The sequence below is a fragment of the Chlorobaculum parvum NCIB 8327 genome, from assembly GCF_000020505.1.
In the GTDB taxonomy this organism is placed as follows: Bacteria; Bacteroidota; Chlorobiia; order Chlorobiales; family Chlorobiaceae; genus Chlorobaculum; species Chlorobaculum parvum_A.
In genome coordinates, this window is the sequence record NC_011027.1 from 1297583 (window position 1) to 1321169 (window position 23587).

The window sequence follows — 23587 nt, forward strand, 5'->3', positions numbered from 1 at the left end:
ATTTACAGCGTCACCTTCACACCAGCGTAAGCCGACCTGCCGGGCGTTGCGTAGCGCCAGGCTTCCTCGTAGTACTCGTCGAAGAGGTTGTCGATACGGCCGTACAGTTCGACGTTGTCGGTCATTTTGTATGAGGCGGAAACGTTGACAAGGAAATAGCTTTCGAGCTTGTTGGTCACGACGCAATCATCATCCTTGGCGCCAGAGTCCAGACGTGATCCGACCCACTGGAGATTCGTGTTCAGGGTCGCCTTTTTCGAGGCCTTCCATGTTGCCGCAAGCCCGCCTTTGTGACGAGGGCGACGGTTAAGGCTTTCTCCCTCGGGATCTTTCGTGTAGGTATAGGTGTAGTTCACGGATAAGAACAGCACATTTGACGGACGCCACTCGGCAAAGCTCTCCAGACCGTACGTTTTGGTCTTGCCTTCGACCTGGGCGTATTTCCAGGTGGACATGTCAAAGGCAATGCGGTCGTCATAATCTGTTCTGAACCAGGTACTGCCAATCGTGAGGTTATCGGCAAGCTTCCGCTCGAACCCGGCATCCCACCCTTCGCTGGTTTCGGCGCTGAGTGTTTCATTGCCGTAGGGCGAGTAAAGCTCGTAGAGTGAAGGCGCCCTGAAACCGGTGGCGTAGCTGCATTTTAGAGTGGTGCTCCCAAAGGTATAGGAAGGCGCGACACGCCAGGTCGTTTTGCTGCCGAACTTCTGATTGTCCTCGTAGCGAATGCCCTGCACCAGGCGCAAACCGCCGATACGCCACTGATCCTCGACGAAAATGCCGGTCGTGCCCATGCTCTTGTCGAGGCTGGAAGCGTACATACCGAAGCTCTCGTTCTGCATGCTCTCTTCACGGGAATTGATTCCCACGCTGACCGTATTGTTGTCGGCAAGAGCGTAGTCGCCCTGCCAGCCGATCTCGTAGAGATAACCGTCGTAGGTGCTGCTCAGCCCGTCAATAGTGAAATATCTCCTGTTCTGGTCGCTGACATTGTAGTAAAGGGTGCTCAAGAGCGGCTGATAATTCATTTTCAGCGCAACCCGGCCACTGAACAACGCGGATTCCTGCTTGTTTCCGATGACATCCGTGCCGGGACCATCGTACTCATACTCCGCATCGGTATACCTGAGGGAGGTCTCAAGCGTCACATGCTTGTTGAGTTTCAGGCCAAAATTGCCGGACAGCGTAGAGTTCTCATATCCATCCTTCTCGAAGCTGTTGTCATCGGGATTGATGCATTTGTTACGCTCATCGGTTGTTGAAAAACCGTCCGTTTTCGTCCGCGAAGCGCTGATCGAGTAATCGATCAGATCAGTGCTGCCGTTTGCGCCAACGTACGCTTTCCAGGTCGAGTAGGAACCGCCCTCAGCACCGGCATACACCGACGGCTTTGCGCTACCTTTTTTCGTGATGATGTTGATGACACCGGCCGAAGCGCCTGAACCATACAGCATGCTTGCCGGGCCTCGAACGATCTCAATGCGCTCGATATTGTCGGTGGTGATTTTCGAGATATCTGCGGCCATCGTGCCGTCCGAAGGGTCGTTGATCGGCACCCCGTCGATCAGCACAAGCGTGTACTTGGCATCGGCGCCCCGGAGAAAAATGCTGGTGGTCGAACCGGGACCGCCATTGGATGCGATATCGATTCCCGGCTGGCCCTTGATGACCTCTTCGACGCTGGTCTGACCCGACTCTTCGATCTCTTTGGAGGTGATCACCGTCACCGAACTGCCGCCGGCATCGGCAACAGAATTGAGCGTTTTGGTAGCCGAGACGACGACCTCCTGACCGACATAGTTGTTTGAAGCCACTTCAGCCCGAAGACCGGAGTTGCAGAGCATGGCCGCCATCAGAATGGCGAGCGAACGTTTGTTCATGGTGTTGTCCTGTGTTGAATTAACTGAATCATCAACAGACAGGGATAGAGGAAAAGGACTGAACCGGCGCCGAAACACAGCATGGATCGAACGGACTGACGAAAGCCGCGCTCAGCGGAAAGTACCGCAAGAGCAGCATGGATTCTGAAAACGATGCTGTTGGTTTTCGGATAAACCGGAAGTGCTTTGCCTGACTATAACCCGTAGTCTTGTTACTGAGCAAAGAGCTAACTGGCAGGTCTCCTGACTTTGGCGGCTCAAGCAGTACGGCCTTCCCACCCGCTCCCTGGAGGAGCCTGGCAGTGACGCGCACCGACTGCAGCATCCGGACATGTGGCCATGTTCGTCAGCGGCAGCTTGCCGTTGTACAGTTGCGGGTACAGTGTACGAATCTCACGTACTTCCCTATTCTCCGGCTTTAAAACCGGCACCAGCTATCATGTAAAAGAACGTTATCTTTGCGGAGGCAATTTACAATTTTCCGCCTCATTTGCAAGCAGTTCAGGACGCATTGCCGTCAGCCATCCGGATGATGGTGCGGGCCATCGACATCGTCTGGTGATGCAACACATCCAGCGCACGAAGCAACTCCATGTGCAGGTCGTGCGTTTTTCCCGACTCGGGGCGACTCTTGATGCGCTTCATGTGCGTAAAGCCGAGTTCGAGGAACATGCGCTGGAACGCTTTGCCCTCTTTGAGCACCGCCGCGGCTCGCTGGAAGCTCATCTCCGCAATCGCCAAATTCATGGCCGCAATCTCGCGGCACACCTGCTCGTGCAGCCGCTCGATCTCCGCCTTGCCCTCCTCGGTCAGCTGGCTGCCATTGCCTCCCGACGGAAACTCTTCAAGCAGGGTCTCGACCACATCCCCAGCCGATTCGAGATCTTTGGCCAGCGCCATCAAAGCCGCCGCCTGCCGAAGAAGCGGTTCATCGACTGCCTCCTGCATGATGTGGATCAGGTAGGCGGTCACCTTCTTCTCCAGAAAATCGAGTTTCTCCTCGCGCATCAAAAGGCCTTCAGAAACCGGAAGATGCTTGTAGATGATGTCCCGACCATTCCCGGTGCCGAGGAACGGTTCGGGCAGCGCTCGCGACATGCGCCCGAGAATCTTGTTCATGCGCGCAATCTCCTGACGGGCCAGCCCGACAGCCACCTCCGGCGTGGCGAGCGCGGAGTCTTTCAGATGCCACACGGCCGGAATGCGCCCGATCTCCTCCGGGTCGTCTGGCAAAATTTTGGTGAGAAAACGCCCGTACAGCGGCAGAAATGGCAGAAACACGATCGCCATGAAGACGTTGGAAACGGTATGGGCATTAGCGATCTGACGTGGCAGCCCTCCGGCAGCATCGGACGGCGAAATCGAGCGGATCAGGTCGAGATAGGGCGACAGGAAAATGACGAAAACAACGACGTAAGCCAGGTTGAAAATGAGCTGCGCAAGGAACACCCGCCGTGCTGCGCGCATGCTTCCGGCGCTGCCGATAGCCGCCGTGATGCAGGTGCCGACATTGGCCCCGAACATCAGCGGCACGGCGATTTCAAGGGTGATCGTCCCCTGCTGGGCCATGGTGATGACGATCGCGATGAACGCCCCGCTGCTCTGGATAATAGCGGTCATGATCGCTCCGGCCAGCACGCAGAGGATGGGATTTTCGAGCGTGGTCAGAATCGAGAGGAACTCTTCGCTGGTGCGAAGCGGCGCGACCGCCATGCCCATCAGCTTGAGGCCGAAGAAGAGCAAACCGAGCCCGGCAAGCACCTCACCGAACAGGGCAACGCCACGTTTCCGCCTGACAAGCGAGAGGAAAAAACCGACAGCGAACATCGGCAATCCGAGTTCACCCGGCGAAAAAGCGATGAGCTGCGCCATCGTCGTGGTGCCGATCTCCGCGCCAAGCACCACGCCGAGCGACTGCGTAAAGGTGAGAATCTGCGACTGCACAAGCCCGATCAGCGTCAGCATTACCATGCTGCTCGACTGCACGGCAATCGTCGCCACCGCGCCCGAAAGCAGCGCAGAAAGCGAGTTCCCGGTAATCGAGGAGAGCCACCCCGCAATCTTGCCACTCGACGCTTTCCGAAGCCCCGCATTGAGCGACTTCATGCCCAATAGGAAAACCGCCAGTCCTCCCGCGAACAGGAGAAAATTGGAGAGTACGGATTGTGACTCCATCACTTCGGTTGTCTGATGTTACTCCTTTTCAGGAGGCATGGCCCCCAAAATCTCCGCCACCTTGCGCCGCCGGAACTCGAACACCTCGTCGAGCCGCCGCCCCACAATCAGCGCCTCGACCACCTCGCCGAAAAGATCGAGCGGCAGCGCATACTCCACGATGTCGGTCATCTCCGTCCCGCCCTCGATTTGGCGAAAAAGGTGGCGGTGATACCAGTGCTCGTACGGCCCCGCAAGCTGCCGATCCGCAAAGAAATCGGGCTTCGAGACTGTCATAATCTCTGTCGTCCACCGCACGGGAATCATCATGAAGGGATAGAGCACGAAGTTCAGCTTCATGCCTTCATAGATTGCCATTCCCGCATTGCCGCCCTCGGCCTTCAGCATCATTTCGGGCGGAGTGATTCGGGCAAGATTACCCGGTTGTGAGAAAAAGTCCCACGCCTCATCTATCGGCACAGGCAACCGCTGTACCCAAGTTTTTGTATGCGTACTCATTCAGTTCGTTACATCTCAGTTTCGTTCAGCGGTATCGACCGGCTCTTTTTTTGTAACGACGTAGGGCGGTAAAAGTATCCCATTAGCGCATTTCCGGTCGATTTTTGGTGTTATCGATGATCGGGTGTTGCCGCAAATGCTTATGCGCGGCAGACGGGAGTTTTGTGCGGTGATGTGCAGAATTTTGCTTATAATTTACGTGTGCGATGATTGTTGAAATTTTCAGTGCAAACATGCGATGCAGGATTGCGTCGATACGATACGCCGACTAAACGAGTAATAAATGTGTTTAGATAGGCTGAGAATTCTAGCGTGCAATACTGCAAAATCAAAATTTTAGGATTTATGAGGCACCCCTATAATTAATCTTTGCATAGACTTTGCATGCTTCTCTACCGATTAAACGCAAAAAAGAAGATGAATCATGGATGTATCAAAAGAAACAATAGAGGTTTTAATACTGCTTCTTCCAGGTTTTTTATTTCTCAAAGTGGTAAATCTAAGGTGTTCACTCACAAAATATGAAGCTCATCACTACATTGTTGATGCATTAATTGCTTCACTTGTCATTTACTCAATGGCAAAAATTCTAAATATTCAAGTTACAAGTACTGGATGGAAGCCTATTTTAAGTATATTCACACTTACGATAATATCTGCACTTACGTGGTCTGAAGTTATCAATAGAGATTGGATCTCAAAAATTCTCCATTCTAGTGATTACCGACTTTCAACTCATTCAAGTATATTTCCGGTAAAAGCAATAGATAAGTTTATAGGTAAATGGCATTTGGTAAAGTTTTCTAATGGAACGGAAATTGTTGGAGTTTTGCGAGAGTTCAATCACAAAACTCATGAGGCATTGATAGAGGATGCGAGAATGGTTATGAAGGGTGGGAAACTTACTCCAGATAAGGCGTGGTACTATTCACCATCTGGCGAGCAAATCATATATATTCGAACAATTGAGGAGGATTAATAATGAGCTACGACAAGAAAAAAAATCTCGAATCAGAGGGAAAAAATAGAGAAGAGCATTTTAAAGATGCTATTTTTGAACATGATATTACAAGCAATACAAGTAAAAAACCGGATAAAATTCCGACATTTACGACAGGGGACGGTGACGCCTCTGGTGGTGAAAATTCAAACAAAACAGATTCAGAAGAATAAGCCCTTCCACTAAATACAGTCCTGAATAGGCTTGGGTTTGCTGAAAAGTGAGACGGGGTAAATATACTCATGGTTTCTGATCAGCGTACAACCACTAAGACGTTTTTTTTCGCCGCTAAAAAACATGTTATCGAAGCCGTTTCTGCCGTGCGTGCCAAGCACGATAAAGTTGATTTACACCAACACCCCGTCCTCTCCCCTCTCCCCACGAAAACCACTTGCCCTGAAAACACCTCTGCACTATCTTGCAGGTGATTTTTCGTGAATCCACCAGTTCGTGAATCCACCAGATCATCAACTCCCCTGCTCATGCCGAAAGCTACCGTCGGAGCCATCATTCACCCATCGGAAAGCGAGCGCTCGACTATCCTGCTCACCAGGCGTAACGTCAATCCGTTCAAGGATCATTGGTGCCTACCCGGCGGGCATATCGACGATTACGAACCTGTCGAACAGGCCGTAGTTCGGGAAGTGAAGGAGGAGACGAACCTCGACTTTGCGCCAGAAACGTTCGTCGGCTGGTTCGAGGAGATTTTTCCGGAGTACAACTTCCACGCCGTGGCGCTCGTTTTTGCCGGAACCGGATCGGGCGCGTTGCAAGAGCAGCCCGAAGAAGTATCCGAAATGGCGTGGTTCCCACTCGACGAAGCGCTCTCGATGCAACTTGCTTTCACCCATAACCTTGTCCTGCAACAGTATGCCCGCTTGCTCACGCCGTAATCTAACTCCCCTTTTCATTCTCCTCGCGCTCTGTCTGCAAACGCTGGCGGGGTGCTCGAAACCGCAGAGCTCCGACAATGCAGAGAAAGCGGTGGCGGAAGTTCCGCAACGCATCGTCAGCCTCGCGCCGAGCCTCACCGAGATGCTCTACGCCATCGGCGCGGGGCCACAGCTCGTAGGCAGAACCAGCGCCTGCGACTGGCCCGCCGAAGCCGAAAAGGTGGCGGTGGTCGGTTCGTTCGGACGCCCGTCACTGGAGGTGCTCGCATCGATGAATCCCGACCTCGTGCTCGACGTCGATCTTGACGATGACCAGACGGCGAAAAAAATGGCCGAGATGCACATCCGTCGCGAGCACATCCGCTGCCAGGATCCCGAGGAGCTGCCCACCGCACTCCGCAAGCTCGGCGCGCTCACCGGCCACGTCCGGCAGGCAGACAGCCTCGCGACGGTGATCGAGCAAGGACTGGCGAAGTATCGCAAGGAGGCCGATGCGAAGCAGCACAAAACCCGCATCTACCTTGAAATCTGGAACGATCCGCTCTGGACAGGCGGTCGCGACAGCTTCGTGTCGCGGCTGATCGGTTACGCGGGCGGCCAGAACATCGGTGACGAGGTCGAGAAGGAGTACTTCCAGGTCTCACCGGAATGGGTCATCAAGCAGAATCCGGACGTGATCGCCTGCATGTACATGGCCAACGAAGCGCCTGCCGCTGCCGCTTTGAAGCAGCGTCCCGGCTGGCAGGGCATCAGCGCCGTGCGCAACGACCGGGTTTACGACAAGTTCGACAACCGCCTCTACCTGCGCCCCGGCCCGCGCATCCTCGAAGGCATCGCCGGAATGAAAAAGCTGATCGAGAGCAATGAAGAGTAATCGTGGCTTTCTCATCGCCGCCCCGTCGAGCGGCTCCGGCAAGACGACTATCACCCTCGGTCTGTTGCGGCTTTTCGCGCGGCGCGGCATGGAGGTGCAGCCCTTCAAGTGCGGGCCGGACTACCTCGACACGATGCTGCACGCGATGGCCGCTTCGACCGGAGAAGCCTCGAAACCGGGCCTCAATCTCGATACCTTCATGGCCTCGAAAGAGCACGTGCGTTCGCTCTTCGCCAGCCACGCGGCATCGGCAGACATCTCGATGGTCGAGGGGGTGATGGGGCTGTTTGACGGAGCCGAGCGCTCGAACGGCAGCAGCGCCGAGATCGCCACCTTGCTTGGCCTACCGGTCATCATGGTGATCGATGGTTCGAAGATGGCCTACTCGGCAGCGCCGATCCTGTACGGATTCAAGAACTTCGACCCGTCGGTCAACGTGGCGGGCGTGATCTTCAACCGCGTCGGCAGCGCGTCGCACTACAGCTACCTCGAAGCCGCCGCGAAGGACGTTGGCGTCGAACCGCTCGGCTACCTGCCGCGCAACAGCGCCATCACCATCGACGAGCGACACCTCGGCCTCAACACCTCGGCGGAGTACGACCGCGAAAAGCTCATCGATGCGATGGCCGACCACATCGAAAAAACGGTCAACATCGAGCGGTTGCTCGAAGTGGCGCGGATCGAACTGCCGGAAGTCGAACCGATCCGTCCGGTGGCGAAAAAGTCGGGCAAGATGATCGCCGTGGCGCGGGACGAAGCGTTCAACTTCATCTACCACGCCAACATCGAGGCGCTCAAGCAGTACGGCGAGGTGCGCTTCTTCAGCCCGCTGCACGACCACGAGCTACCCGAAGCCGACCTGGTTTACCTCGCCGGAGGCTACCCGGAGCTGCACGCGCGAGCGCTTGCCGCGAACGCCGAAATGCGCAATGCTATCGCTGAATGGTGCCGCAACGGAGGCGCGACCTACGCCGAATGCGGTGGTCTGATGTACCTCGGCCAGACGCTCACCCTCGCCGACGGGGCGACCCACCCGATGTGCGGCGTGCTCGACCTCGACACCACCATGCAGGAGGCCCGCCTCACGCTCGGCTACCGCAAGGTGTATCCGGCGGATGCGAACGGTGTGGAGCTGCGAGGCCACGAATTCCACTACTCCCGCATCTCGCGGCAAGGCGAAATCGACACCATCGCCGAAATCCGCAACGCCCGCGACCAAGAGGTTCCAACCAGCCTCTTCCGCGTCGGCAACACCATCGCCTCCTACCTGCACCTCTACTGGGGCGAACGCGACCATCTCGCTAACTGGTTTTTCTGAATACAGTTATAAACGAATCAGCATGACAGCTGACCTCAGCGGTTCGTTCGCCGGAATGTGAACCAGGCGAACTCCTGCGTCGAGCCGGAAGGAGTAAGATGTTGAACGTCGCTTGATGAGACAAGTTTGAAGCGCGGCGCGAAAACGCTCGAAACCAGTGCGGCATCGTAGCGTTGCACCGTGAGACCGCTGCACCGTTCCGGGCCGTTCGTGGCGAAGGTGCCGATGATCGCCACGCCGTCCTCGTCGAGGCAGGCGTCGAGGCTCGCCAGATAGCGGCGGCGGTCATCCTCGCCTGTCATGAAGTGAAACACCGCCCGGTCATGCCACAGGCTGAATTTTTTTGGCGAGCGGAACGTGCGGATGTCGGCACAAATCCAGGCGACGCGAGAAGCTGACGAGCTTATCCGGTTTCGAGCTTCATCGAGCGCTTTTTGGGAACAATCCACAATCGTGATGTCGGCATAGCCGAGATTCACCAGCGTTTCCGCAAGCAGCGACGCGCCGCCGCCCGCGTCGATAACCGGCGCATCTCGGGCGATACCCGTCGCCTCAATCAGGCGCAGCGACTCCTGCGGGACGCTCTGATACCAGCTCAGGCGCTCGAATGGCGCGGCGTGATATTTTGCATCCCAGTGCTGGCGCAGCTCTTCCGCTTCGGTTGAACAATGTCTGGACATGTCGTTCCCCCGTCAACCATTCATGCAGCACGATTTGCCGATCTCGACCGTGTCAGGAATCGTCTCCTCGATCTCTTCCTTCGTACCGATGACGTAGTCGCTGACCGGCCAGCCGAGGGCTTCGCGCTTGCGATTGAGCATCCGCAGAATGTCTTCGGAGGTCTGGTAGGGATCGGGATTCCAGTTCATCGCCGCGCCGACCATCGTGCGCAGCCGGTTGCTCACGTAATCGATAAAGCGGTCGGATGCGAGGGTATTGTCCTGCACGCAGGAGTAGGTTTCGATGCCGTTGAGGATGAAGGCGTAGCGCGCGCCCATCGTCTTTTCGGCGGCGGGGTCGGCAGCCACCATCGCAAAGGGCATCGCCGGATTTGGCTGGCCCGCCGCGTTGGCCGTGTAGGCCATGACCTGGCTGGCTCGCGTGCTGTCAGTGCACGCGCCGACGTGCAGCACAGGCGGAATCTGCAAGGTTTCGACCACCTCGCGAAGTCCGGGGCCGCACAGCTTCGAGGCGTCCGGGTGCGCCAGACCGGCGAACAGCAGCCCCATACCGGAGCAGCCGTGGGCGGTCACGAGCACGTCGTTCTTGATAAGCTGGCGGGCGATGATGACCTGGTTGCGCTCGAACACCGCGCCGCGAATGTTGCCGCAGGAACCGAAGTTCACGATGCCGCGAATCTTGCCCTCCTCCAGCAACCGGGCGAGGCCGTGAATCTTCTTTTCGGGCATCGATCCCTCGAACAGCCGGGCGATCTCCTCGACGCTGAAGCCCAACTCCACCTTTGCCTTGATGTCGGGAATATGGATTTTTTCGCTGTCGCGGTTGACATAGTTTTCGATGGCAATGTCGAGAATCTCTTCGGCAAGCTCGTAAATCCTGTCGAGATTTTTGAGATAGTAGTCGAGTTCGAGCACAATCGCCCCCTCCTTGCGGCCCGATGGCGAGGTGGTGATCACCTTGGTGTGGAAGCGACGGGCGACAGGCATCATGCCGGGCAGCACATCCTGCTGATCGACCACGATCGCCTCGAACGCGCCCGTGGCGACGGCCATTTCGGCGGAGGAGGCCATTGCGACGAGCGGAATGCCGAGGTCGCGCTCGACGAACTCCCCGCCGGTGCAGCACATGCCGTAGAGGCGGATGTCCTCCGCGCCGACCGCCTTCACCTTCTCCATGATCTTCGGCGTGCCGACGATGTCGCAGATGGCGAAGGCCACCATCGGCGCGTGGCCGTTGATGCCGATGTTGATGCAGTTGTCCTTGCGGATGCTGCCGAGATTGACGTTGAGCTTCGAGCGCCGAGGCAGGCCGTACACGATATCAGTGGCGAGCGACGTCGAGACCACGGTGGTGTAGGCGTAGGCGAGCACCGTGCGCAGGAACGCCTGCATGTGGCTCTCGAAGTCGGAGTCTGTGCCGTGACTGGTGAGGTTGTTGGACTCGAAACACTCGTGATAGGCGCTGATCGGGATGATGCCGAGCTGCTCCCAAAGCTCCGAGCGCTCTTTCGGGGCGAGCGCAAAGAGCGTGTCGTGATGCTTCGGCAAGGCGCGCTGCAAGTCGTCGATGAAGCGGTCGGCGATCTCGACGCAGATCTGCTCGACGCTTTTGCCCTCGGCGTCGAGACCGAGCGCTTTGGCGACCGCCCACGCCTTTTCGGGGCACTTGATCGGAATCGGCGCCGATCCATCGCCTGCCGCCTTTAGGGCGATGAACACCTCGCGGGCGTGCGCGCCGTGCGCCGACATGCCCGAGGCGAGCCGCCGCAGCGCGTTGCCCGCGACGATCAGATCGACATCCTTCCCACAGATCGAGTGGGGATGCTTTTCGTTCACCCGGCACGGGCCGTACGAGCAGAAGGCGCAACACGCGCCGGTGAGGCCGAAACCGCACTGCGGATGCTGCTGCATGAAGCGGTCGAAGGTGTTGCCTATCCCCTCTTTCTCCATGTGCCCGACCATCTCCGCCACCGCCTTGTTGGCCGTGTGGGCGATCACCTCTTCCTTGCTGTAATTGAGCTTGTGCACGAGCTTTATACGCTCATTCAGCGACATCCCCGGACGATACACCGGAGCCTGCCGCGAACTGGTCAGCTCGTCGTTGTACTGATATTTTTTCTCGTCTGACATGATCGTACTCCATTGTTGGTTCAGGGCTTTTTCAGCGACCGGACATAGCGCACCAGCTCGTCGATCTGCTCGCCGGTGAGGCTCTCACGCCACGGCGGCATGTAGTAAGCGTTGGACCGCGCCGGATCGGCGATGCCTTCTGAAATAATTTTTCTGAGTTCTTCGTCGCTCATCGCCTGCACCTCGCTGCCGCCGAGCGGCCTGATAGTAATGCCGAGCTTTCGCGCGATCTCTCCGTTGCCATCACCTTTCTTGCCGTGGCACATGATGCACGACATACCGTAAATGTCCGAAGCGGTGTAGCCGCTTTTTTTCTCCAGCTCGACCGGCACCCCTCGGTTAAGTACCCGGATATAGGCCACGATATCCTCGATCTGGGCGTAACTGAGCTGCATGCCGAGCGGACGCATGTGAATCGACTTTCCGTGCGACACGCCGCCCCGGCTGATGACGTCGTGAATCTCCCTGTCGGTTTTCCCGGCAAAGGAGTCGCGATCCGCCAGATCGGCTGGCTTCACCGAAAGCGTCCAGGCGTAAGGGCCGTCGCCGCGCCCGCTCTGACCGTGGCAGATGAAGCAGTAGCCGAGGTAGAGCCGAAGGCCGTTGACCGCACGTTCGTTGGTCGTCGGGTCATTGCCGGTTGCGTGCTCCAACTCCGCCACCCCGGCCGCCGGCATATTATCCGCTACTTTTCCCCGCTTTTCGCCTAGCGGCTCGCCCTTGCATGCGCCGAGCAATCCCGTAGCCAGAAGGAGGCAGGTAACAGCCCCTCTATATTTCTTGTGTGCCATGATGCGATAGGGTTATCCGTTTATGTTAAAAGGCAGCCCTAAAAGACAAGATCAAGTTCATCATCCTTCAGAGACGAATAGAGCTGAATGATCTGGTCGCGCAGATCACTGAACTCCGCATCCGTGCGACACACCTTTTCGTGCCGTGGCCGGGGCAAATGGTTCTCGATGATCTTTTTCACCCTGCCGGGATTGATGTCCATCACGCAGATTTTGTCGGAAAGGAAGATCGCCTCATCGACGTCGTGGGTCACGAAAAAGATGGTCGTCCTAGTTTTTTCCCACGCTTTCAGAATCTGGATCTGCATCTCCTCCTTGGTGAGGGCGTCGAGCGCCTCGAACGGTTCGTCCATGAGCAGGATTTTCGGGTGGTTCGCCAAAGCGCGCGCAATCGCCGCCCGCTGGCGCATACCGCCGGAAATTTCATGCACCATGTTCTCTGCAGATCCCTTCAAGCCGACGATGTCGAGGTACTCCAGCGCGATTTTTCGCCGCTCCTTTTTCGAGACCCCCTTGAGTTCAAGGCCGATCTCCACATTTTCTACCACGTTCCGCCACGGCAGGAGCGCGTACTCCTGAAACACCATCCCCTTGTGCGGACCGGGTCCATGCTCCTCCTTGCCGTCGAGAATCACGCGGCCCGAGGACTGCTCCAGGAGACCGGCAACGATTTGCAGGGTGACCGATTTGCCGCATCCGGTCGGGCCGAGGATGCAGACGAACTCCCCTTCGTCGATCTTGAGATTCACCCCCTCGAGCACCCTGAATTCAGCGCCATCCTTCACGAAGGTCTTGCAGACATCTTTCAGCTCAAGCAGAAGTTTTCCGGTTGTGATCGTCTCGTTCATGTTTTTCAGATTTTATCTTTGACCGGCGAAGCCGTTCAGGCCACGCGGCAGGTTCGCATCCCGACATCCTTTTTGATGACATTCATCACCGTCTCGCGGAACGCCACGAAGCGGTGGTGGAACCCGGGATCGCGGGCCGCGCTGCCAAGCCTCGGCCTTGGCAGCTCGTTGCGCAGCACCGCGTCGATTTCCCCATGTTTGCCGAGCACGATGATGCGGTCGGAGAGCTTGACCGCTTCGTCAAGATCGGAGGTGACGAACACCACCGTATTCTTTTCAGTCGCCCAGATGTTGGTAATCTCCTGATGCATGGTCATCTTCGTCTTCGAGTCGAGCGCATTGAAAGCGCCATCCATGAGCAGGATTTTCGGGCGGATGGCCAAAATCATCGCCAGCGACGCGCGGCGCTTCATGCCGCCGGAAAGCTCGACAGGGTGCTTGTTGGCGGCGTAGCCGAGGCCGACCATGTCGAGGTAGCGCATCGCCTCGGCCTTGCGCTGCCCTGCGTCCATCTCGCGGTTCTGGAACTCGAAACCGAGTTCCACGTTTTTCAGCACGGTGCGCCACGGAAGCAGCGCATACTCCTGAAAAATCATCCCCCGATCCGCACCCGGCCCTGTGACCTGCTCGCCTTCGAGAAGGATGGAGCCGGTACTGGGGAAATCGAGCCCCGCAATCAGGTTCAGCAGGGTGGACTTGCCGCAACCGGTCGGACCGACGATGACGAGGAATTCATTTTTCATCACCTCGAAGGTACAGTCATGAAGCACCTGCATCACCCCCGCTCCCGTTCGAAGCGTTTCGAAACATGCTCAACGCTGATGAGAATCTGTTCTTGCTTCATCGGTTCTCCCTTCAAAGTTTCCATGCGAATTTTTTAATCAACCACCGGTTGGCCGAGTCGAGCAGATAGCCGATCGCGCCGATTACCATGATGGTGGCCATGAGCTGGTCGTAGCGGAAGCGGTCGCGGGTGTCGAGAATGAAGTAGCCGAGACCGTCCGGCACGCCCAGCATCTCCGCCGGAACGAGGATGATCCAGCTCACCCCTACGGCGAGCCTGAGGCCGGTGAGCATGTCCGGTACGGCAGCGGGGATAATCACCTTGCGCAGAATGCCAGTGTCCTTTGCGCCCATCGTTCGGGACATGTTCACCCAAAGCGGGCTGACCCGTCCCGCGCCGTGCGAAGTATTCAGGATCAGCGGCCAGATAGCGACCAGCCAGAGCAGAAAGGTCACGGAAACATCGCCCACACCAAAGATGATGATAGCGATGGGCATCCACGCAAGCGGCGAAATCATGCGCATGAACTGGAACACCACGTAAGTGAGCTGCTCGACTCTTTTGAAGTAGCCAACCAGAACACCGATAGGGAGCGCAACGATAATGGCCAGTAAAAGGCTGGTCAACACCCTGCGAATACTTGGAATGGCGTGGTGTATCAGCTCTCCGCTTTTTATCATCTCGAACAGCGCCGAAAATGCCGCAACAGGCGAGAATGAGTCGCTGAAATCAGCGCCGAAAAGTTTGAACATGCTGGCGAGCTGCCAGACGGCGAGGAAGAGCAAAATACCGGTTAGATAAAATACCCTGTCCAGCAGTTTCCCCTGAACTCCTGTGGCATTGCTGCCATTCTGATTTGCCATAAAACAGATTCCGATAGCTGGTTACCAAAATATTCCTGACACGCGCGCGCCCACAACCGGCACGGGCGAGACGTGCCAGAACGATGCCGGGGTTAAAATGGACCGGAGGAAGTGAACGATCCCTGACGCGGTCAGATGCTGATTATCTCTTCCCGGACGGTAGGTTGTTTGGGGTCGATTGCAGCGAACTGCGTCAGGCCACCGAGGGCTGAGGCCGCCGCCTCGACGCCCGCCGTGTACATAAGTTCACTGTGAACACGGCCGGGATCGAGTTTCTGAAGGAAGCTGGTGTCGCCATCCATTCTGGTCTGTTTCATCATTTCGACCATATGCCTGGTAGCCGACTCGAACTGGTAAGGCTCGTAAGAAAGACGGCGAGCATTCCACTCCGGATGCTTGATCGCGCCCGTGCCGGAGGGGCCGTAGGTTTCCAGATCGTACTTCATCATCGCTCGTTTTACGATCTTTTCAGGAAGTGGGAGGTACTTCGACCCATCTTTGGAGAGGATATGCGCAGCCTGTTCGGGGTTGTTAAGCGCCCAAAGCTCCGCCTTGACCAGCGCCTGAATCACCTTGTGCGACCACTCCTGATCGGCAATATCCTTCTCGTTCATGACCGCTACACAACAGGGGTGGTTTTTCCACACGTCGCCCGTGAAGCGCACGATACGACCACCCGCCAGCACTTCACCAGCGGCGTTAAACGGCTCGGCGACGATGTACCCATCGATGGCGTTCGAGGCGATAGCCGTCGGCATGTCCGGCGGAGCCATGACGAACAGGTTGACCTGCTTGCTGCTCAGCGGCGCGGTCTTGCTCTGGATCACCGGTTCGATACCATATTCGCGGGCGATCATCTGCAAAATGATGTTGTGCATCGAATACCAGTAAGGAATGGCGATCTGCTTGCCGCCGAGATCGGCATACGACTTGATGCCGCTCTCTTTGCCGACGGTTATGGCCGAGCCGTTGATGTGATCCCAGGCAACCACCTTGACCGGGAAGTTCTTGCTGTAGCGCATGTAGATCGGAATGGGAGCCAAGAGATGGGTCAGGTTGAAGCGTCCGGCCATAAAGGCCTCGGCCATCGGCGCCCAGCCGCGGATCAGCACCGGCCGTTCGGAGTCGATACCCAGCTCCTTGTAGAAGCCAAGCTCATGAGCAAGGATGATCGGCGTGGCGTCGGTAATCGGCAGGTAACAGCTCGTGACCTTCTTGCCGCCCTTCACCGCAGCGGAACCACCTTCGGATTTAGGGCTGCACGCTGCCAGCAATGAACTGCCGCCAAGAACCGCGCCGAGACCGATGGCCGACTGCTTGATAAAATCCCTGCGTGAAAAGCCATTGTTTCCTTGACTCATGAGAGCCTCCTTTTGCTTGTTGAATGGATAATTTGAAACGACTCTTTTCCGAACTCAGCGTATAGTCAGGTAGCGCGCGCATGCTGCCGCACATCCCCCCCTGCTGAAAAGCAGAAAACAAAATGATAACAATTGTTAATATCGACCACTAAAAAAAGACTTCCGATTGCTGGAAGTGAACGAAAACCTGATATGCTGCTTGCAATAAGCGCGTTCGTGATGTCAGTGAACGCTGAAGTCAGTACTCGAAGGGAAGAGAATGGCTTACTACTGTATCGGCACTTAATTACATTTCTATATCGACATCTCATTATGATATTAACAATTGTTTACAATATTCCAAAACTGAGACCATCCTGTCAGAAAATTTTTTCTCTTTCTGTCAGGGATTCGAGGCGGTCAACAAGGCTCCTGATTTTTGCGACCAGCTCCGGACAGGCCTCATACGGCATCGCCCCGGAAAGATCCGCGCTGACCGCCTCCATGTCGAACGGCATCCGCTCGATGACCCGCTCCGCGCCGAGCTTTCCGGCGACAGCGAGAGCCTGCTCCTCGCCGTGAAGCTTGTTGAGCACCAGGCGCGTCTCCGGAATGCCGGTGTGTTCAGCAAGTTCGATCAGCTTCCGCGCTGTGCTGATCGAGCGTTCGCCCGGCTCGACGACCACCAGCAACAGATCGACCGACTGCGCGGTACCGCGCGTCATGTGCTCAAAACCCGCCTCCATGTCGAGCACGACCCATTCGTCGCGCTCGACCATGAGGTGCCGCAAAAACGACCGGAGCAGCGCGTTTTCGGAACAGTAACAGCCCGACAGCGCCTCCTTCAGGGCACCCATGACGATGGTCGGCACACCGTTCACATCGACCGAATAGCGGGAAACGAAATCATCAACCTTTGGATTCAGAACGAAATAGCCGCCAGACTCCCCCGGCTTCGCTCCGGTGCGCTCCTCGATCAGCGCCTTGCGTTCCACCAGCGGCACGATAGCTCCCATCCGTTCGCTATCGTAACCGAGCGCATCAGCCAGCCCTGCATTGGGGTCGGCATCAATCGCGAGAACCTTTCGCCCCCTTGATGCAAGCTCCCTCACAATCATTGAACTGATCGTCGTTTTTCCGACGCCGCCTTTACCACTAATTGCTATTTTCACTTGCACCTCCATTGAATTTCGCTTCCCCATTATTAACAATTGTTACCATAAAAAACAAGAAGACGGTTCTTTTATTCCGGAATCCGGCAGGTCGGCGCAATACCGATTAATGAGCTTTTTGCCGGGATTATTGCATGCTTTTTCGCCAGAATCTGATACTTTTAAAGCCATTATGCGGTTTTTCGATAACAAATTTGAGCGAACATTCTTTGCCGAAAAAAGCTCGACATGATCGCCAACTGGTTCCCTGTTCTGACGCTGGCATGAGCGCGACCGAAACAAAAACGACCTGCCGTTACATCATCACCGGCGGGCCGGGCAGTGGCAAAAGCACGCTTATCGCCAGGCTCGAACAGCACGGCCACCGCTGCTATGCAGAAGTGTCACGCGAGCTGATCCGCCGCGAAGCCCAGCGTCCGAACGGCGTAATGCCTTGGAACGACCTCGAAGCCTTCGCCAGCCTCGCCTTCGAAGAAATGCTCCGCCAGCACAACCACGCCGCAGCAACTGGCGAGCTCTGCTTTTTCGACCGAGGCCTTCCCGACATCTTCGGCTACCTCCACGAGAGCGGCCTCGACATCCCCGAAGCATGGCTCGACACCCACAACCGGTGCCGATACGAGCGCACGGTCTTTATCCTCCCCCCGTGGACTGAAATCTATATCAACGACACCGAACGCCCCCAAAGCCTCGCAGAAGCCGAAGCGCTCCACCACGCCATCCGCGCGGTGTACGAATCGCTGGGATACAAACTCATTGAAGTACCGAAAGTGCCGGTCGATGAACGGTGCGAGTTTGTGCTGGAGAATTTGAAAGGAGAAAAACGAGGATTTTCGGCTTTATGCCAACACGAAACGACGTAAAGGGCTCTTACAGCAACACCTCAATAGAGCGACTGTAACGAGCAGCGATAAAATGAAGTGAAGCTCTGAATCACGCAACGATCAATTCTTTTGCTGGCAAAATATGCCTCAGAATATTGATACGATGCACTGCCGCAGCCTGATAAAATCGATACACAGGAAAACCTGGAGTAACTCTTGAGTCTTTAGTTCTTTTAAGGTTATCTCTGTTGTTATGCCAAACGTTTTCATCATAATCAGGAATTGTTTCTTGCCCTGTTCCAAAGAGCAGTCCATTCCGCGCAGCCTTTTTCCAGGCATCAACTCTACCCTCTTTAGGAGCTTGTAGATTGATAATTTCTTTTACCGTTGACTCTATCTTTGAAAAATCTATAAATGCTGCCTTATCGGCAAAATCAGGATGTTCTTTAGCTACTCTCTGAAATATTTCATGGATTTTTACACAGAATTCGACATAGGTTTCCGGATTATTTCTAACTGGACAATGTGCCCCATCAGTATTATTTTCATAAACAAAATTCCAGACAAGAAAAGGCCTGTCAGGATAGGTCATTACAGCTCCATGTCCTAAAGCACCGGTTACCTCCTCTGCAAGCCATGACTTGATATTATGAAATAACCCACCCTCTTTCGGGTAATCATTCACAAATTTTTTCGCTTTATCAGTGATATATTTCTCGATATCAGGACTTAATGATACATGAAAAGCAATACTATTGTTCACAATTTTGTTATGCCTCGAACTCACTCCGGAAAAACCATAATGCGCAAAGGTATCTGCATAGACATGGGCTATTATACCAAGTAACGGCAAAGCAAACGGCTGGTTCAGCAACGCTACATTGTATTTGATCATTTCTTGTGCTATTTCACTATCTTTTTTGCAAACCAGTCGCTGCGTATAACTATCGCCCTCATTACCCGGTAGGAAATGAAAAGGGACCCATATTTGCCGCTGATCTTCCCGGCTAAGATTCTTCAAATGCATCGTATGATGCGCAGTAGCCTCAGCATCCAATCGGGCGCCGTCCCTGAAAAATACACTCTCTTTTTCAGCATTATCATCAACAAATTGAGCAGCTGTCGCAATCGTTTCGCAAACCTCTTTTTTCAACCCGGCAGCCCGAGCCATGGCGTAGGTACCATAATAGTGCATATCGAGTTGCATATTTCCCTCACTTTACCTTAAAGGTTAACGCGATACACCTCAAAACAACGGATTGAGCAGATTCACCAGATCGAGTTTTTTCCGGTTATGAGCAATAATATCGGCCAGCAAATCAGCGCGAGACTGTTTTTTCGATGCAAACTGCAAAAGCGTTTCCATAAGAAAACGGCTGTTCAGCATGGTTTGCAGAAAATAGCCGACGCTGAACTCGTCGAACTCGAATGCTTTTCTCCACAACTTTTCATAAAACGCTCCGGCCTGTGCGCGATCATTCTCCGCAAGCGCTTTGACGATAGCATCAGCTGCGAATTGACCACTTTTTATGGCATAAAAAATCCCCTCTCCGCTCAGCGGATCAACAAAACTGCCGGCATCGCCAGCAAGCAAAACATTGCGTTGACTCCGCATTCCCCGAAATGAACCGAACGGCAGAGGCCACGCTTTCAGCGTACCCGGCTCCATCGCCGCATCTTTCAGCTTGCTGGAGACAACCGGGTTTTCAGCGACAAAACGCTTGAACATGTTTTTGAGACCGCGCGGCTCCTTGAAACGCGTCATGATGCCCACGCCGATGTTGGCTCGCTTTTCACCGGCGGGAAATACCCAGCCGTAGCCCGGCAGAATGAGATTGTCGTAATGAAGTTCGATGGAATCGCTCAGGCCGTTAACGTTTGAAAAATAGGCCCGCATGGCAAATCCCTGCTGCTCTTTCTGTCGGTTCAGGAGCCCAAGCTGAGCGGCTATCGGCGAATAGACGCCGTCAGCCGCAACAATGCACTTCCCGTAAAATTCACCTCCAGAAGTACTTAGCCCCCTGGCCGAATCACCGTTTATGATGAGCTCGCGCGACTCGGTATTGTCGAAAAAGGAAATCGATTCGTGGGCTTTTACACAGGTAACGAAACAGTCGTCGAGCAACGATCGGGGGATAACGTAACTTTCGCTCGACCGGTCGCCGGTTTGCGACAACCGTCCCTGCACAACCGCGCCATCGGGAGAAAAGAGGGTGATGCCTTTGAACACCGTCAGCGGCCCTACTCGCTGGCGAACGACCTCCACGACACCAAGCTCTTCAAGAAGCCTGACCGATGCTGGGGTGACGCCGTCGCCGCACGTTTTATCTCTCGGGAACTGCGCCTTGTCGATCAAGGCAACGCGCAACCCTTTCCGCGCAAGCGACAAAGCTGCCGTGCACCCTGCAGGACCAGCCCCGGAAATCACCACATCAAACGGTTTCATGCGTCACTGGAATTCAGGATTGAAGCCGCCGGTTATTGCTGAGCATAGACCCCAGCTTGAAAGAACGGATTCAGCAGCTTGTACAACTCGCACCATCTGCGATTGTGCGCGATTATGTCAGCCATGAGGTTGGCCAGATATCGCTTATCTGAAACGTAACGCAATAACCATTCAAGAAAAAAACGCGCGGCAAGAAACTGCTGAAATAAGCAACTCCATGATGAACAGAGAAGAAAAGACGAGGAGGGTTACGCAACGTCAAAACGCCAGAAAAGCTCTGCTGCCGGAATGTCAGTTTGATGTAATGGCTCGGCTACTCCTGCGGCATCGGACTAACTCCAGACTTCAGGCAGGTTGCCATCGGCAGTCTCGATCAGCAAAGCTTTTGCTGAATTGTCGATTCGCCCGGCCGGTACGTACGCCAGAACATGTTGCGCAAACGCAGGCAAACCCATCAGCATTGCTGAAATCCTGATGGGAGGCCCAGACGGCATATGAAGCTTGAACCACCGCATCGAGGGCGCGTACTCAACACGTCGAACCTGCACCCAGCGGATGTAACCGCGTTGTCCAGTCAACCTGCCATAGTCGAGCCCATCGGCGCTGAGGCGATGACGGGCAAAAAAGTAGTCGGCGACCATAGCGAGCGACATCCCTGCGAAGAAAAGGAAAATGAGGGTCGTCCAGATAGTGGTTGTGCTGTTCTTGCCGATGGTGTTCGACACCACAGCGATACCGGCAAAAAAAGCGAATCCGATGAGCCCTATGACCAGAATACCCGTTGGATGCCTTAAGGTATTGACTTCCGTTACAGACCGTCGACTCATCCTGCTCTTCGAGAGCCATCCCATGATGATGGTCAGCGCAACGCCCGGAAGTGTCCATTGAAGTATCGGGATCCACCAATCTTTCTGCATCACGATGCTATGGTCTAAGGAGTGGCCGACGGCCAAAAAATTTCTGCAATATTCTGGATTTCCTTTCCCGAAAAGGACAAATCAAATGTCCATATTGTCGGCGTGGTGACGCGATTCAACAGCCATCACCATCCCCCTACCAGCTGCCGGAGGCACCGCCACCGCCTGACGATCCCCCACCGCCAGAAAAACTCGATCCACCGGACGACCACGACGAACCGGAACCTCCAGAGCGAATCACCATGCCACCGATTGAAGCCTGCCCCTTCGTGCGAAGATCTTTCTGAGCTTTCTGATACCAGTCGGTGTTCCGGATGAACAGCTTTGCTGCCGGAAAGCCGACCAGATAGGTGATCAAACAATACAATGCGCCATCCGGGCCCAGCACAACCATGGGAAAAACCGCCCAGAAGGGTATCAGAAAAAAGTATAAGAACCACCCGAAACCAGGCGTGAGGATGCCAATCGCCGTAAACAGCCCGATGATGCCGAAAACAAACGCGCCAATGAGAATGCGCTCCGTTATCGAAAGCTCCGGCCCCTCCATTTCAAAGAAACCCGACTTTTTCTTCGAATCGGACTTGACTGCTGTCTCCGGCAATACCCCACCCTCGAGGACGTTCATCACGGCTTTGGCGCCATCCGTGATACCACCATTAAAGTCTTCGTTTTTGAATTTTGGGGTCATAATGTTTTGAATGATTCGCCCTGCCGTTGCATCAGTAAGCGTGCCCTCAAGACCGTACCCCACTTCGATGCGCATCCGCCGGTCGTTTGGCACCACGACGATCAAGACACCATTATCCTTCTCTTTCTGACCGAGTTTCCATGTTTCGAAAACCCTGACCGCGTAATCTTCGATGCTCTCCCCATCAAGCGTTGGAATCGTCAGGACGGCAATCTGGTTGCCGGTGCGCTGTTCATGTTCCTTCAGACTCTCCGACAATGAGCGCTTCACCTCAGGGGAAAGAAGCTGCGCGTTGTCCGTGACCCTCCCGGTCAGGTACGGCACCTCCGCGCCAAAAAGGGCTGAGCTGACAAACAGCACGATCGGGAGTAACAGAAAGATCACTCGCTGCTTCATACTCCCTCCTCCTCGATAATGTCGTTGGGCAATTCGTCGCTATGGAGTTCAGGCGAGGTGGCGGTGAGTATTCGGGACAGATAGTCCAGACCGGCATCGAAGGCTTGGGCGACTTGCCTACGCTTCAGCAATGAAGTCATTGCCGCGATCATGTTGTTTACATCATCTTCCTTTAAACGCTTGCCCAGCCCCTTGTCAGGCAGAATCACAACCCGATGTTCGAACAAACTGACCAGCAGCAGAATGCCTGTTCTCTGCCGGGTGGCAAACAGCTCGCGATCCAGAAACAGCGCTTTGGCATACTGCTGCACCTCAACTTCGGCGCGGTAGTCGGACAAGAACAGTTTTGCAAATCGCGGCATCATGACCGTCAGCAGCGCCAAAAGCGCACCACCCGCCAGTATGCCCACCACCACAATCAGTAGAGACGCTTCCGGATACCACGCATAGAGCCTCCAATGCAACAGAAACAGGATCAATCCGGCGACCGACGCGCCCAAAGCGAAAGCGTTCCATGGCAACTCGGCATACGCGTCGCTACGCTGGATGACGCTCAGAACGATCTGGGTTCCGGTGCGCTTTTCCGTTTCAGCGACGCGTAGATCCAGGCGACGGCGCTCATGCTCTGATAACGTTGGTTTCATTGAAAATCCTCGTGTCCGGAGATTTTTTATTTGATAACGCAAAGCCTCTGCGCCGATAGCTTCCGTCAGTTATACCGCCAAGCAGGAAACGTGGTGAGCGTGTTCCCGGCAAAGGCAATGCTGTCGTTGCCCGCGCAGCGCTGACAGGCGGCGCATGAGGTGAGTTCAGAAAGATTGTCGCTCCCGTCATCCTCCTGATGAAACAACAGCGAGGCTCCCTCCTGCTGAGCAGAGAAAAGCTCGTAAGCGTTCGTGGGAAACGATACCGGCCGCATCGGCACGACGAACGGCAGGCGAAACGGATCGTGAAGAAAACCGGGGATGAACCGGTTGAGAAGCGCCTGGAACAGCCGGTTTCGTAGCGCTCTGAATGAGGCGCGCAACCTGCCTGCCCAGGCAGATGGGACAAGGGGTTTTTTCATGATG

Annotated in this window: 23 protein-coding genes and 1 riboswitch; of the genes, 6 read left to right on the top strand and 17 right to left on the bottom strand. The window is 55.3% G+C overall.

From position 1 onward, the window contains the following. Positions 1-2: 2 nt before the first annotated feature. The 3 genes from CPAR_RS06010 to CPAR_RS06020 all read right to left on the bottom strand — a co-directional run bounded on the left by CPAR_RS06010 (position 3) and on the right by CPAR_RS06020 (position 4553). Positions 3-1880: a TonB-dependent receptor plug domain-containing protein gene (locus tag CPAR_RS06010; protein ID WP_012502423.1), complete on the bottom strand. Its 1878-nt coding sequence runs from the start codon at positions 1878-1880 to the stop codon at positions 3-5. 216 nt (positions 1881-2096) lie between these two features. After that, positions 2097-2330: riboswitch (cobalamin riboswitch) on the bottom strand. A gap of 51 nt (positions 2331-2381) precedes the next feature. Beyond that, a complete protein-coding gene (locus tag CPAR_RS06015; protein ID WP_012502424.1) occupies positions 2382-4055 on the bottom strand; it encodes a Na/Pi cotransporter family protein in 1674 nt (557 codons plus the stop codon). 18 nt (positions 4056-4073) lie between these two features. Further along, positions 4074-4553 (bottom strand): SRPBCC family protein, encoded by a 480-nt coding sequence (locus CPAR_RS06020; protein WP_012502425.1) that lies wholly within the window; start codon positions 4551-4553, stop codon positions 4074-4076. Between the two features lie 424 nt (positions 4554-4977). On the opposite strand from CPAR_RS06020, the gene CPAR_RS06025 reads away from it, so the two are divergent. The 5 genes from CPAR_RS06025 (at position 4978) to CPAR_RS06040 (ending at position 8638) form a co-directional block, all read left to right on the top strand. Next, positions 4978-5532 (top strand): hypothetical protein, encoded by a 555-nt coding sequence (locus CPAR_RS06025; RefSeq protein WP_012502426.1) that lies wholly within the window; start codon positions 4978-4980, stop codon positions 5530-5532. A gap of 2 nt (positions 5533-5534) precedes the next feature. Then, the gene (locus CPAR_RS11005) at positions 5535-5726 is read left to right on the top strand and encodes a hypothetical protein (protein WP_012502427.1); all 192 of its coding nucleotides are present in this window, start codon (positions 5535-5537) and stop codon (positions 5724-5726) included. 309 nt (positions 5727-6035) lie between these two features. Continuing rightward, positions 6036-6446: an NUDIX hydrolase gene (locus CPAR_RS06030; RefSeq protein WP_012502428.1), complete on the top strand. Its 411-nt coding sequence runs from the start codon at positions 6036-6038 to the stop codon at positions 6444-6446. After that, positions 6424-7320, top strand: coding sequence for a cobalamin-binding protein (locus CPAR_RS06035; RefSeq protein WP_012502429.1), 897 nt, complete (start codon positions 6424-6426; stop codon positions 7318-7320). Before CPAR_RS06030 ends, CPAR_RS06035 begins: the two co-directional genes overlap by 23 nt. After that, a complete protein-coding gene (locus CPAR_RS06040; protein WP_012502430.1) occupies positions 7310-8638 on the top strand; it encodes a cobyrinate a,c-diamide synthase in 1329 nt (442 codons plus the stop codon). The genes CPAR_RS06035 and CPAR_RS06040 overlap by 11 nt, the downstream gene beginning before the upstream one ends. A 35-nt stretch (positions 8639-8673) precedes the next feature. On the opposite strand, the gene CPAR_RS06045 is transcribed toward CPAR_RS06040, so the two are convergent. The 8 genes from CPAR_RS06045 to CPAR_RS06080 form a co-directional block, all read right to left on the bottom strand. Further along, complete coding sequence (locus tag CPAR_RS06045; RefSeq protein WP_012502431.1) at positions 8674-9318, bottom strand: class I SAM-dependent methyltransferase; 645 nt, start codon at positions 9316-9318, stop codon at positions 8674-8676. A 12-nt stretch (positions 9319-9330) separates the two neighbouring features. Further along, positions 9331-11448, bottom strand: coding sequence for an anaerobic carbon-monoxide dehydrogenase catalytic subunit (locus tag CPAR_RS06050; RefSeq protein ID WP_012502432.1), 2118 nt, complete (start codon positions 11446-11448; stop codon positions 9331-9333). Between the two features lie 20 nt (positions 11449-11468). Next, entirely contained in the window at positions 11469-12239 is a 771-nt protein-coding gene (locus CPAR_RS06055; protein WP_012502433.1) for a c-type cytochrome, read from the bottom strand. 38 nt (positions 12240-12277) lie between these two features. Then, on the bottom strand, positions 12278-13087 hold the full coding sequence (locus CPAR_RS06060; protein WP_012502434.1) for an ABC transporter ATP-binding protein: 810 nt from the start codon (positions 13085-13087) through the stop codon (positions 12278-12280). A 35-nt stretch (positions 13088-13122) separates the two neighbouring features. After that, positions 13123-13863: an ABC transporter ATP-binding protein gene (locus tag CPAR_RS06065; protein ID WP_012502435.1), complete on the bottom strand. Its 741-nt coding sequence runs from the start codon at positions 13861-13863 to the stop codon at positions 13123-13125. Between the two features lie 79 nt (positions 13864-13942). Then, positions 13943-14734, bottom strand: coding sequence for an ABC transporter permease (locus tag CPAR_RS06070; RefSeq protein WP_012502436.1), 792 nt, complete (start codon positions 14732-14734; stop codon positions 13943-13945). A 131-nt stretch (positions 14735-14865) separates the two neighbouring features. After that, positions 14866-16095: an ABC transporter substrate-binding protein gene (locus tag CPAR_RS06075; protein WP_012502437.1), complete on the bottom strand. Its 1230-nt coding sequence runs from the start codon at positions 16093-16095 to the stop codon at positions 14866-14868. Positions 16096-16454: 359 nt separating this feature from the next. Then, positions 16455-17246 carry an ATP-binding protein gene (locus CPAR_RS06080; protein WP_232203874.1) on the bottom strand — a complete coding sequence of 264 codons (792 nt, stop codon included), beginning with the start codon at positions 17244-17246 and terminating at the stop codon, positions 16455-16457. Between the two features lie 263 nt (positions 17247-17509). On the opposite strand from CPAR_RS06080, the gene CPAR_RS06085 reads away from it, so the two are divergent. Then, positions 17510-18109, top strand: a complete 600-nt coding sequence (locus tag CPAR_RS06085) for an AAA family ATPase (RefSeq protein WP_012502439.1) — start codon at positions 17510-17512, stop codon at positions 18107-18109. Between the two features lie 70 nt (positions 18110-18179). Here the strand turns inward: CPAR_RS06085 and CPAR_RS06090 are convergent, their stop codons facing one another. The 6 genes from CPAR_RS06090 to CPAR_RS06115 all read right to left on the bottom strand — a co-directional run bounded on the left by CPAR_RS06090 (position 18180) and on the right by CPAR_RS06115 (position 23583). Further along, positions 18180-19277, bottom strand: coding sequence for a DUF6765 family protein (locus CPAR_RS06090; RefSeq protein ID WP_012502440.1), 1098 nt, complete (start codon positions 19275-19277; stop codon positions 18180-18182). A gap of 39 nt (positions 19278-19316) precedes the next feature. Continuing rightward, positions 19317-20516 carry a geranylgeranyl reductase family protein gene (locus tag CPAR_RS06095; RefSeq protein ID WP_012502441.1) on the bottom strand — a complete coding sequence of 400 codons (1200 nt, stop codon included), beginning with the start codon at positions 20514-20516 and terminating at the stop codon, positions 19317-19319. A 332-nt stretch (positions 20517-20848) separates the two neighbouring features. Beyond that, the gene (locus CPAR_RS06100; protein ID WP_156773391.1) at positions 20849-21343 is read right to left on the bottom strand and encodes a hypothetical protein; all 495 of its coding nucleotides are present in this window, start codon (positions 21341-21343) and stop codon (positions 20849-20851) included. Positions 21344-21569: 226 nt separating this feature from the next. Next, the gene (locus tag CPAR_RS06105) at positions 21570-22517 is read right to left on the bottom strand and encodes a TPM domain-containing protein (RefSeq protein ID WP_012502443.1); all 948 of its coding nucleotides are present in this window, start codon (positions 22515-22517) and stop codon (positions 21570-21572) included. Next, on the bottom strand, positions 22514-23161 hold the full coding sequence (locus CPAR_RS06110) for a TPM domain-containing protein (protein WP_012502444.1): 648 nt from the start codon (positions 23159-23161) through the stop codon (positions 22514-22516). The genes CPAR_RS06105 and CPAR_RS06110 overlap by 4 nt, the downstream gene beginning before the upstream one ends. Before the next feature lie 65 nt (positions 23162-23226). Continuing rightward, positions 23227-23583, bottom strand: coding sequence for a hypothetical protein (locus CPAR_RS06115; RefSeq protein WP_012502445.1), 357 nt, complete (start codon positions 23581-23583; stop codon positions 23227-23229). Between the last annotated feature and the right edge of the window lie 4 nt (positions 23584-23587).